Below are 11,148 nucleotides of genomic sequence, written 5' to 3' on the forward strand. Positions count from 1 at the left end.
CCACCCCCCAGGTCATCCCATCGACAGGGGGACACAGTCATGCCGGGCCCGGAGGCCAGCGGCCCTCTTGCAGGACCGCGGAAAACATAACGGGGGCACACGACCTCGTTCCGTCCTCCGCCGCCTCCGCCGTGACGCGCGGCCCCCGCCGCCGCCCGAGGTGGCAGCGGCCGTGGAGGCCACCACGCGTCGGGACGGTTGTCGCCGAGCCGTCCCCGGGCCACGATGTCCCCAGCACGTCGCCCCCACGGGAGGCCAAGGTGACCGATTCCTGGGTGGCCCTCGAACCGGGGGCCGACCCCGCCGAGCGTGTCCGCGCGCTGCACCGGGCGCACGCGGCCTTCACCGAGGCCGGGACGGTGCCGCGCCCGGTACGCGGAGTGGTCGCCGAGTCCTGGCGGCGGTCGGCACGCGCGGGGGTCCAGCCGGACGGCGGTGCCGCCATCGAACTGGCCGACGGCGACCTCGGGACCTACCGTGCCGAGCATCCTCTGGCCCATGTCATGCCGCTCATGCGGGAGTTGCTCGGATCGTTCGCCTCCGACGGGCGTCATCTGCTGGCGGTGTGCGACGCGCACGGGCGGCTGCTGTGGGTGGAGGGCCACGCGACGACGCTGCGGCAGGCGGAGCGGATGAACTTCGTGGCGGGCGCCCGGTGGTCGGAGAGCGCGGTGGGCACCAACGCGCCGGGCACGGCGGTCGCCGTGGGGCGTCCGGTGCAGGTCTTCGCGGCCGAGCACTTCGTGCGGCGCGCGCAGCCGTGGACGTGCGCGGCGGCGCCCGTGCACGATCCGCGGACGGGACGGCTGCTCGGTGCCGTGGACATCACCGGCGGGGACGGGTTGGCGCATCCGCACAGCCTGGGCTTCGTGCAGGCGGTGGCGCGGGCCGCGGAGTCCCAGCTCGCGCTGCTGGCACCCCGGCGTCCGTCGACGGGTGGCCCGGAGCTGGCGGTGCTGGGCCGTGACCGGGCCGTGCTGACGACGGGCGGGCGCACCCTGCGGCTCAGCCGCCGGCACAGCGAGATCCTCGTCCTCCTCGCCACGCACCCCGGCGGTCTCACCGGCGACGAACTGCTCTGCGCCCTGTACGAGGACGAGTCGGTGACCCCCGTGACGCTGCGGGTGGAGCTGGCACGGCTGCGCCACGTGCTGGACTCCCACGGCGTCGGCCACGGCGGCTCCGGGGCTCCGGAAGGGCTGCTCGCCTCGCGTCCCTACCGGCTCACCGCGCGTCCGGAGTCGGATCTCGCCGTCGTGGAACGCCGACTCGCGTCGGGTGCGGTCACCGGAGCCCTGACCGCCTACCCGGGCCCCCTGCTGCCTGCGTCCCGGGCACCGGCGGTCGTACGGCTCAGGCGGCGCCTGCACGACGGACTGCGAGCCGCTCTGGTCAGCGGCGCCGACCCCGATCTGCTGGCCGACTGGGTCCACGCCCCCTGGGGTGCGGACGACCTGGACGTGTGGCGGGCGCTGGCGACGGCCCGCCCCACGGCGGCGCACCGGGCCCGACTCGCCGCTCTGGAAGCGGAGTTGGCCGCACCGAGCGGTCCGTACCGCTCACGGTCCGATGCGGGCGGTCGGTACCGCTCGCGGTTCGAGGGGAGAGGGTGAGCGGGCCCGGTCGGGTGCGGTCGTCGGCCGGGGGTCGCGCCCCGGAGCGGGGTGGGGTCCCCTCCGTTCCTGCCCGTGGACACGCTGCGGTGTGAGGCTCCCGCCACGCAACGTGCCTGCAACGTCCGTCTCCCTACGCTCCGGCGCAGAGCTGTCCAACGGCGGGCAGCGCTGCTGAAGGAGGCCAGTTCCGCATGACCCGATACGCGGCGCCCGGGAGTGAGGGCGCGATCGTCTCCTACCAGTCCCGTTACGACCACTACATCGGCGGGGAGTACGTGCCGCCGGTGCGGGGCCAGTACTTCGAGAACCCGAGTCCCGTCAACGGGCAGCCGTTCGCCGAGGTGGCGCGCGGCACCGCCGAGGACGTCGAGGCGGCCCTGGACGCGGCCCACGCGGCGGCGCCCGGCTGGGGCCGCACGGCGGCGACCGAGCGGTCGGACATCCTGCTGAAGATCGCCGACCGCATGGAGGCCAACCTGGAGGCGCTCGCGGTCGCGGAGAGCTGGGAGAACGGCAAACCCGTACGGGAGACGCTGGCGGCCGACATCCCGCTGGCCATCGACCACTTCCGCTACTTCGCCGGCGCGGTGCGCGCTCAGGAGGGCTCGCTCAGCGAGGTCGACGACGACACGGTGGCCTACCACTTCCACGAGCCTCTGGGTGTGGTGGCGCAGATCATCCCGTGGAACTTCCCCATCCTGATGGCGACCTGGAAGCTGGCGCCCGCGCTGGCGGCGGGCAACGCGGTCGTTCTGAAGCCGGCGGAGCAGACGCCGGTCTCCATCCACTTCTGGCTGAGCCTCGTGGCCGACCTGTTGCCGCCGGGCGTGCTGAACATCGTCAACGGCTTCGGCCCGGAGGCGGGCAAGCCGCTCGCGTCGAGCCCGCGGGTGGCCAAGATCGCTTTCACGGGTGAGACGTCCACGGGCCGGCTGATCATGCAGTACGCGGCCGAGAACCTGAAGCCGGTCACGCTGGAGCTCGGCGGAAAGTCGCCGAACATCTTCTTCGACGACATCTGGGAGAAGGACGACGACCTGCGCGACAAGGCCCTCGAAGGGTTCACCATGTTCGCCCTCAACCAGGGCGAGGTGTGCACCTGCCCGTCGCGGGGGCTGATCCAGCGCGGCAACTACCCCGACTTCATCGCGGCGGCCGTCGCCCGTACGGAACTGATCAAGCCGGGCCACCCGCTGGACACCGACACGATGATCGGTGCCCAGGCGTCCAGCGAACAGCTGGCCAAGATCCTCTCCTACATCGACATCGGCCGCGACGAAGGGGCCAAGGTGCTCACCGGGGGTGAACGCGCCGAGTACGACGGCGACTTGAAGGGCGGCTACTACGTGCAGCCGACCATCTTCGAGGGTGACAACCGGATGCGGGTCTTCCAGGAGGAGATCTTCGGCCCCGTCGTCTCGGTGGCCTCGTTCGACGACTTCGACGACGCCATCAAGATCGCCAACGACACCTCGTACGGTCTCGGCGCGGGCGTGTGGACCCGCGACATCAACACCGCCTACCGCGCCGGCCGCGCCATCCAGGCGGGCCGGGTCTGGACGAACTGCTACCACGCCTACCCCGCGCACGCGGCGTTCGGGGGCTACAAGCAGTCCGGGATCGGCCGGGAGACGCACAAGATGATGCTGGACCACTACCAGCAGACGAAGAACCTGCTGGTGTCGTACTCGCCGAAGAAGCTGGGCTTCTTCTAGAGCCGCAGCAGGCACCGTCTGCCCCGTCGCGGCACGGGACACGAGGGGCGGGCGCCCGACCGGTACTCCACCCGTCAGGCGCCCTGCGCCCTGTGCCGCCGGCAGCCAACCGTGGCGGTGGCGCACGGGTCCTTGGCACCGCCCGCCCCCGTCCGGGGCCGGCCGGCCGCCGACCGGTCACGGATGTCCGGCCGCCTGACGGATTCCCTGAGCCGAGGCTGCCGCTGACGCACCGACGCACCGACGCACCGCGCACCGACGCACCGACGAGGCGACGAGGCGACGCGGGTCCGGTGCAGCGGGAGGAGGAACGCCTGGCGGCGGCACGGACGGGCCACCCGGGCATCGCCGTCCCCTGACCGGGCCGGGCGGGCCGGTGGCGCACGGTGGTCCGAAGGGCCACGCGCCGTACGGCGGGCCGGGCCGGGCTCCACCCTGAGGCAGAGCGGTGGCTGCCCTGCTCAGGAGTATCCCGCCGCTCGGAGGGGTACTCGCCCGGTTCTCGACCGGACCCGGTGCGCCGGCGCACGCGACGACCCGAGGAAGGGGAGCACACCATGCCGCAGCACTTCTCCGTCGGTGATCATGTGCGGTGGAACTCCGAGGCGGGTCATGTCGAGGGCGTCATCGTCAAGAAGCACACCCGCGACGTGACGTTCAAGGGGCGCACCCGGCGCTGTTCGGAGGAGAATCCGCAGTACGAGATCAAGAGCGACAAGACCGACCACGTCGCGATGCACAAGGGTGACGCGCTGACGAAGGTGTAGGGGGTGCGGGTGGATGACGCATCCCGTACACACCGTGGGGCACTCCACGCGGACGTTCGACGAGGTGCTGGAGATGTTGCGCGCCCATGACATCACCTGTCTGGTGGACGTGCGCTCGTTCCCGGCGTCCCGGAAGCACCCCCAGTGGAACCAGGCGGCCCTGACCGAGGCCCTGCCGTCCGACATCGGGTACCGGTGGATCCGGCGGCTCGGCGGCCGGAGGCACACTCCGAAGGGTGTCCCCACCGAGAACGGCGGCTGGCGGGTCAAGGCGTTCCGCGACTACGCCGACTACATGGCGGGTGAGGAGTTCGCCGCGGGGCTGCGCGAGCTGATGGAGCTGGCGGAGGCCGGCAGGCCGGCGATCATGTGCAGTGAGGCGGTGCCGTGGCGGTGCCACCGGCGGCTCATCACCGACGCGCTGCTCGTCGCGGGAGTGGAGGTCGTGCACATCATGTCGCGCACGGCGTCCAGGCCGGCCTCCCTCAACGAACTGGCGCGGGTGCGTGACGGGCGGCTCACGTATCCGCCCCCCGACTGACATCCGGCGTGGCCGGCCCGAGCACGGCTGCCGGGCGTCGTGCTCAGATCACGGTGGTGGCCCGTCGCACGGGGAGCATGGTCTCCACCGGGGTGTTCGCGAGGTGGTCGAGGACGAGCCGGTTCAGCAGGGCCGGCTTCTCGAGCGGGACGGTGTGGGAGCTCCCGGGGACGACGGCCAACTGTGAGCCGGGGATCGCGCGGTAGAGGGCGATGGTGTGCTCCAGGGTGACCAGGTCGTCGTCGCCGACCAGGACGAGCGTCGGCGCCGTGATGCGGGCCAGGTCGCCGGCGGTGAGCAGGGGCTGGGTGCGCCACATGTCGAGGACCTTGCGGGCCACCTCCGGCCAGTGGTCGGGGCCGTCCGGGCTCACGGCCTCGTAGAGCTCCCGGAAGAAGGCAACGTCCGGGCTCTCGGGGCGCATCCGGTCCAGCATGCCGGGGTCCGCCCAGCACTCGCCGCCGGGACGGAAGTTCGCCCCGACGACCACCATGGTGCGGACCAGGTCGGGCCGCGCGAGGGCGACCAGCAGGGCGACGATGCCGCCGTCGCTCCAGCCGACCAGGTGCGCGGGCCCGCCGACGACCGTCTCGACGAAGGAGACCGTGTCGTCGGCCATGTCCTGGTACGACAGGGGCCCCGGCACGTCGGGGGTGTGCCCGTGGCCCCGGCGTTCGGGGAGGTAGAGGCGGTGGACGGCGGCCAGGTCGGCGCGCTGGGCGCCCCAGGTCTCGTTGGTGCAGAACCCGCCGTGCAGCAGGACGAGCGGTTCGCCGCTCCCCTCCGTCTCGTACCAGGTCCTGACACCGGGAAGCCGGACGTATTCGCCCATCGCAGACCCTTCCGACGTGGTGCGTGCCCGCGTCGTCAAGTCTCCGCCGTGGGTCCGGCCTCCCGCAACGCGAGCGGCTGGCGGTGGCGCGCCCGGCCGTGCGGGCGGACGCGTCACCGCTGCCCTGCCGCGCCGCGCCCCGGGTGTGCTCCCGGGGTGCGGTCTCGCCTACGAGGTCTGGGCCCTGTCGTAGAGGGCGCGTGCCACGTCCCCGAAGTAGGGGCCGAACATCCGGTTGGGCAGGAAGGTGTAGCCGAAGCTGTTCACCGACACCTGCAGACCGGTCCCGGTCGCCTCGTCGAAGCCGGTGAACCAGGGGCCGCCACTGGAGCCGCCGGTCATGTTGCAGCCGAGGCTGTGGTCCTGGGAGAAGAGGAAGTCCCGGGAGCTGTTGCCGCTGCAGTGGATGAGTTCCGAGCCGTCGTACGGGGAGGCCGCGGGGAAGCCGAAGGCGTACATCGGCTTGTTGTAGCCTCCGTTGAACTGGAGGCCTTGGGCGCCGACCACCGAGGTGAGGGTGCGCCCGTCCAGCGGGGCGACGACGGCGGCTCCGACGTCGTGGTTGATGTCCTCGCTCGCTTCCCACTGCGGGGTGGTCAGCGTCTTCGTGGCGGTCCACCGACCGTACGGCGCCTCACCGTTGTCGTAGCCGGGCACGAAGACCCAGTTGGTGTGCCAGCTGCCCTGGTACTTCACACAGTGGCCGGCCGTGATGACCGTGCTGGCGTTCTGGCTGGTGACGGCGTTGCCGGAGCAGGAGGCCGTGCGCCCCTGGAAGGTGAAGAACACCCGCCCGGACGTCCGGACCACCGCTCCCCCGCCCGTCCAGGGTGCTCCGGCCTGCGGGAAGGCGGCGGGGGCGGCGCCGGGCACGACGGTGGTGGTCCCGCCGCGGGGCGCGGGCTTCAGGCTCTTGGCCGCGTCGGGCGTGAGGTGGAGGTCGAGCGGAGCGGCGTCGCGCATGCGCTCCGGCGTCCAGTAGGAGCGCGACGCCTGCTGCTGGGCGAGCGGGACGGAGTGGGTGACGGCGGACGGCGGTGCCTCGGCCGGGTGCGGGGCTGCGGCACCCGCGGCGCCGGCGCCGGAGAGTCCGGCGGCCAACAGGGCCCCGAGGGCCACCAGGATGCCCGCGGCGGTGCGGTTGCGTCTCACGCATGCCTCCTTCTGCCGTGCCGGAATCCGTGCGGGCTCCGGCCGGGTGGGGGAACGAAGAGCGGTGCGGATGGACGTGCGTGTCGCAGAGTGCCACGGAACGGCCCACTTGTCAGGGTCGCGACAATCAGCTGTCCGATTGTGAACCACCCGGTTCCGAGCGCGAGTTGACTTTCACCGCTCGTCCGAGGCGGTCTTGCCGTACGGCCTCCCGCGTCCGTGGCGCCCTCTATCGTGGGGCGATGCCCACACGACCCATCGAACGGCCGGCCGACCTCGACGCGGTGCGCGACTCCTACGACCGGGCGGCCGACAACTACGCCCACATGGTGCTGACTACAGGCATCGGCGACATCCGCACGCATCCTTGGCTCAAGGCGTCGATCGACGCCTTCGCCGACAGCGTGGACGGCCTCGGCCCCGTCCTGGACGTCGGGTGCGGCCCCGGAACCGTCACCGCCTACCTCGACGGACGCGGGCTCGACGTGACCGGGGTGGACCTCTCACCACGCATGATCGAGAACGCCCGGCGGCTGCACCCGCAGTGCCGCTTCGCCGTCGCCTCGGCGACCGAACTCGACCTCGCCGAGGCGTCGCTCGGGGGCGTGCTCGGGTGGTGGTCGCTGTTCAACCTCCCGCGCCACGTGCTCCCGCAGGTCCTCGACCGTTTCGCCCATGCCCTCGTACCGGGCGGCTGCTTCATCATCGCCACCCACGTCGGGGACGAGGACGTGGTGCGCACCGAGGCCTACGGCGGGGTGCCCGTCCGCTGGACGACCCACAAGTGGCGGCCGGAACCCCTGGCGGAGCTGATCGAGCAGGCCGGCCTCCGCCCCGTGGCCGAACTGCGGCTCCCGGCCGACGAACACACCGGGCCGGGCGTGGTCGTGATGGCGCGGCGCCCCGGCTGAGGAACCGGGGATCCGAACGCCCGGGGCGGCGGACCGCGTCCCGGGTGAGGCCCTGCCTCCGGGAAGCCACGCGCCGGAACCGCGCCCGCGGCGAGAAGCCTGCCGCCCCGGAGTGACGTCCCGGTACCGCGTCCGGGCGCGGGCGCTGCCGCCCCGGGCGACGTGCGGACCGTGCCCGGCGGTACTGCCACCCGGGGGCGACGTTCGGCGACCCGCGTCTCCGGCGGGGCCTGCCCGGCGGCAAGCCCGCCCGGGAGCCTGCCGGCCGGGGCGCGCGGCGCTCGGCCGTGTCCTGGCGGGACGGAACGCGCGGCGGCCCCGAGTCCTGGCCTGTGACCCGACGCGGGCCGTCCCGCCGAGCCCGGTCCTCCGGGCCCGCCCGGCCGGAACGTCGCCTCCGACCGCAGGGCTACGCGACCGCCACCACGCGGAACGCGATGCACACGACCGGGGTGTCGTCCTCCACGGGTGTGCCCTCGTCGTCCCAGAAGCGGCGGTGGACGGTGCGCCAGTCCTCCAGCGACGTGTCGCCCTCGCCCTCGGCCCGGGCGTGCTCCCAGGGGACGTCGGCGAAGGAGCACCGGGTCACCGAGGTGACCTCCAGCGTGGCGACGGCCCTGCCGTCGTTGCTGAGCAGGGCCAGGCGCTCCCCGGTGTACTCCAGGCCCTCGGCCTCCTCGGCGTACTCCGCCATCAGTCCGGTGGTGGCGGTCTTGCGCCCCTCCAGGACCAGGGAGTTGAGCCGGTCGCGCATCCCACCGGGTGTGCCGAGCTCCAGGGCCCGCATGCCGTCGACCCGTGGCCACATGGCCCTCACCTCACTCCTCGTCCGCGCGTCGGCGCGGGTTGACGGACTCCGACGGATCATGGTGACACGCGGTCGTCGCGGTGCCCGACCGGCCGGCCTCACCGTCCGCAGCACGTCCACGGGTTCGTCGACTCCGGGCACGCAGGTCACCATGGCCATGGACTCCAGCACACACCAGGGGGCCTGCCGCCCGCACCCTCCTTTCGGCTCGGTGCCTGCCAGGACCGACGCCGGAAACCCCGGTCCCGGGAAGGGTGGGCCGTCGGCCGGGGCCCGGTGAAGCCTCCGGGCCGGTGCCTCAGTGGCCGGTGCAGCCTCCGGGCCGGCACCTCAGTGGCCGGCCGCCGCCTTCACCAGGGCGATGGCCACGCCGAGGGCGGCGTCGACCAGGCCGGCGAGGAGGGCCGGGACGGGGCCCGCTCCCATCCGCAGCCCTCCGACGCAGCCCCAGAGGAACAGGGAGGCGACGCCCACGCCCGCCGCCGTGAGCAGCGCGGCGTCCAGCGACATGACGTCCAGGGACGCCAGGGCGATGGTGACGGCCGGACCGACCGCGCAGGACAGCAGCGGGCTGCTGACGTAGAGCATGCGGCGCAGTTCGCCACCGGTGGCGTAGCCGCGGTGGACGGTGCGGTGGGCCTGCTGGTCCGCGACGAACGCCGCGAGCCACAGGGCGAGGGCCGTGGTCAGGACGGTGGCGATGGCGCCCCTGGGGCCGGCGTCGCTGACGGACAGGCCGATCACGACCGCGATCATGGTGATCGTCGCGTAGATGCGTTCCTTGAGGCGGCCGGTGACGGCCGCCACGTCGGTGACGGCCGCCTTCTCCGCCGCTCCGGCCGTTCCGTGACCCGCGGCCGGCCGCGGGTCCTCCGGGCGCTCGTCGTCGGTCATCCGCCGGCCCCGCTCCGCGCTCCGGGAGGGGGTGTCCCTCCGTCCGGGCCGGCTGCGGCGGCTGCCCGGGGCATGGCGAGGTGGGCCAGGTCTCCGGGGGGCGGGCTCTCGTGCGGCCAGAGGGGTGCGGGCATGCCGTCGGCGACCGCGGCGGGGGCGTCGGTGAGGTTCATCCGCTCACGGAGGCGCCCGTAGAAGTCCGTCGGACCGAGGCGGGCGACCCGCAGGCGGCGGGGGGCCGCGTACACGCCGATCCAGTCGCCGGGGCCGAGCACGCCGCGGAGCTGGCCGTCGATGCTGACGGCGGCCGGCCCCGAGCGTTCCAGGACCCGCAGGCCGACGGGCTCGTCCGGGGCGGCCAGCACCGAGCGGTTGAAGGTCATGTGGGCGGCGACCGGGGTGAAGACCAGCATCTCGGCGCGCGGGGAGACCACCGGCCCGCCGGCGGCGAAGCTGTACGCGGTCGAGCCCGTGGGGGTGGCCACCAGGAGCGCGTCCGCGGAGTACGAGGCCAGCAGCCGGCCGGCGATGTAGACGCCGACGGAGACCTGCCGGTCCCGGGCGAGTTTCTCCAGGACCACGTCGTTGAGCGCCGCCACGTCGAGCGGAACGCCCCACTCCCCGCTCGTCTCGCAGTCGGGGCGGACGCCGGTCGGCGGCAGCAGCGGGCCCCGGCCGTACCTCATGAGGGCCCCGATGTCCGAGGGCACCTCCAGGCGGCGGGAGGCGCGCATGGTCAGCAGCATGCGGTGTTCCACGTCGACGTGACCGCCGTGCACGGCGTCCAGGGCCTCCCGCACGGCCGTCATCGGCACCTCGGTCAGGAAGCCCACGCGGCCGAGGTCGACGCCGAGCACCAGCGCGTCGATGGCGGCGGCGAGGCGCGCCCCGCGCAGGAAGGTGCCGTCGCCGCCCAGGGTGACGACGAGGTCGGGGTCGCCCGCCGTGGCGACCTCCTCACGGGCGCTGTGGCGTGCGCCCTCGGTCCACACGTCGATGTCCGTGCAGTCGACGCCGTGCGCGGCGCACCAGGCGCGGACCGTGCGGGCCGCCTCGGCGGCCTCGGGGCGTCCGCCGTGGACGACCATGCCGACCCGGGTCACCGTCATCTCGCCTCCCGTACGTACCGCGCGACGCGGCTCCGTCCGCCGTACCGCCGTCCGGTGCGGAGCCCGCGGGACTCGCCGGACGGGCCGGGTGCCGTCCGGCGCCGTGGCGCCTCACCGTGCGTGCGCCATCCTGGTCGGCAGGGGACGGGCGGGAGCGTGCGCCACGCCGCCGGGCGTCCTGGTCACCCGCTGCCGGCGCACATGCGGGACGGCCCGGTACCGCGCGTGCGGTACCGGGCCGTCCGGTGGGCGGAGCGGCCGGTCAGCCCTGGCGGGCCTTGAAGCGCGGCTCCTTCTTGTCGATGACGTACGTGACGCCCCGGCGGCGCACCACCTGGGCTCCGGGCCTGGACTTCAGTGAACGCAGGGATGCGCGCACCTTCATGGTGACTCCTCGACGAGCGGTCGGGCGGTCTCCGTCACGGGGCGGTGACGGAGACCGCGTGGGGGGGTGGGTCGTCACCGCTCCTCGCGGAAGAGGACGTGCCCGCCCGCGACCGGGTCGTACTTGCGCAGGACGAGCCGGTCCGGGTCGTTCAGCCGGTTCTTGCGGGTCACGTAGGTGACGCCGGTGCCGGCGGTCGACCTCAGCTTGACGACCGGCCGTGTGGTGCTGCGTGCCATGGGTGCTCCTTCCGCCACCGCCCGAGCGCATTGACTCGAACATGTCAGGCATGGTGGACCACGGCGTCGGCGGACGCCGTGTTCCGCTGGTGCGCGGCCGTGGAGGGCGGTCGCCTGCGCGGCGAACGGCTCTGCGGGGCTTCAGCCGGACGATCGTCCCCGCAGGCAAGGGGTGAGGC

General features: G+C 73.6%; 12 protein-coding genes. 5 read left to right on the forward strand and 7 right to left on the reverse strand.

Annotation, left to right across the window (positions count from 1 at the left end; translation table 11 throughout):
* Positions 1-260 precede the first annotated feature (260 nt).
* From AB0F01_RS18875 to AB0F01_RS18890, 4 genes are all read left to right on the forward strand, one after another.
* Complete coding sequence (locus tag AB0F01_RS18875) at positions 261-1,613, forward strand: GAF domain-containing protein (protein ID WP_362096669.1); 1,353 nt, start codon at positions 261-263, stop codon at positions 1,611-1,613.
* A 194-nt stretch (positions 1,614-1,807) separates the two neighbouring features.
* Positions 1,808-3,331: an aldehyde dehydrogenase family protein gene (locus AB0F01_RS18880; protein WP_362096672.1), complete on the forward strand. Its 1,524-nt coding sequence runs from the start codon at positions 1,808-1,810 to the stop codon at positions 3,329-3,331.
* Between the two features lie 557 nt (positions 3,332-3,888).
* Positions 3,889-4,098 carry a DUF2945 domain-containing protein gene (locus AB0F01_RS18885; RefSeq protein ID WP_362096675.1) on the forward strand — a complete coding sequence of 70 codons (210 nt, stop codon included), beginning with the start codon at positions 3,889-3,891 and terminating at the stop codon, positions 4,096-4,098.
* Between the two features lie 13 nt (positions 4,099-4,111).
* Positions 4,112-4,639: a DUF488 domain-containing protein gene (locus AB0F01_RS18890; RefSeq protein ID WP_362096677.1), complete on the forward strand. Its 528-nt coding sequence runs from the start codon at positions 4,112-4,114 to the stop codon at positions 4,637-4,639.
* A gap of 43 nt (positions 4,640-4,682) precedes the next feature.
* On the opposite strand, the gene AB0F01_RS18895 is transcribed toward AB0F01_RS18890, so the two are convergent.
* Both AB0F01_RS18895 and AB0F01_RS18900 read right to left on the reverse strand, forming a co-directional pair.
* Positions 4,683-5,471 carry an alpha/beta hydrolase gene (locus AB0F01_RS18895; RefSeq protein WP_362096680.1) on the reverse strand — a complete coding sequence of 263 codons (789 nt, stop codon included), beginning with the start codon at positions 5,469-5,471 and terminating at the stop codon, positions 4,683-4,685.
* A gap of 168 nt (positions 5,472-5,639) precedes the next feature.
* Positions 5,640-6,623, reverse strand: a complete 984-nt coding sequence (locus AB0F01_RS18900) for a peptidase (protein WP_362096683.1) — start codon at positions 6,621-6,623, stop codon at positions 5,640-5,642.
* Between the two features lie 242 nt (positions 6,624-6,865).
* Between AB0F01_RS18900 and AB0F01_RS18905 the strand changes: the two genes are divergently transcribed.
* Complete coding sequence (locus AB0F01_RS18905; protein ID WP_362096686.1) at positions 6,866-7,534, forward strand: class I SAM-dependent methyltransferase; 669 nt, start codon at positions 6,866-6,868, stop codon at positions 7,532-7,534.
* A gap of 409 nt (positions 7,535-7,943) precedes the next feature.
* On the opposite strand, the gene AB0F01_RS18910 is transcribed toward AB0F01_RS18905, so the two are convergent.
* From AB0F01_RS18910 to rpmG, 5 genes are all read right to left on the reverse strand, one after another.
* The gene (locus AB0F01_RS18910) at positions 7,944-8,342 is read right to left on the reverse strand and encodes an ASCH domain-containing protein (protein ID WP_362096689.1); all 399 of its coding nucleotides are present in this window, start codon (positions 8,340-8,342) and stop codon (positions 7,944-7,946) included.
* Positions 8,343-8,672: 330 nt separating this feature from the next.
* Positions 8,673-9,236 carry a hypothetical protein gene (locus AB0F01_RS18915; protein ID WP_362096692.1) on the reverse strand — a complete coding sequence of 188 codons (564 nt, stop codon included), beginning with the start codon at positions 9,234-9,236 and terminating at the stop codon, positions 8,673-8,675.
* Entirely contained in the window at positions 9,233-10,345 is a 1,113-nt protein-coding gene (locus tag AB0F01_RS18920; RefSeq protein WP_362096695.1) for an NAD(+)/NADH kinase, read from the reverse strand. Before AB0F01_RS18920 ends, AB0F01_RS18915 begins: the two co-directional genes overlap by 4 nt.
* 262 nt (positions 10,346-10,607) lie before the next feature.
* Positions 10,608-10,730, reverse strand: a complete 123-nt coding sequence (gene ykgO, locus AB0F01_RS18925) for a type B 50S ribosomal protein L36 (RefSeq protein ID WP_362096698.1) — start codon at positions 10,728-10,730, stop codon at positions 10,608-10,610.
* Positions 10,731-10,804: 74 nt separating this feature from the next.
* On the reverse strand, positions 10,805-10,969 hold the full coding sequence (rpmG, locus tag AB0F01_RS18930; protein WP_164334076.1) for a 50S ribosomal protein L33: 165 nt from the start codon (positions 10,967-10,969) through the stop codon (positions 10,805-10,807).
* Positions 10,970-11,148: the final 179 nt, after the last annotated feature.

It is taken from the genome of Streptomyces sp. NPDC029526 (assembly GCF_040637405.1).
In the GTDB taxonomy this organism is placed as follows: Bacteria; Actinomycetota; Actinomycetes; order Streptomycetales; family Streptomycetaceae; genus Streptomyces.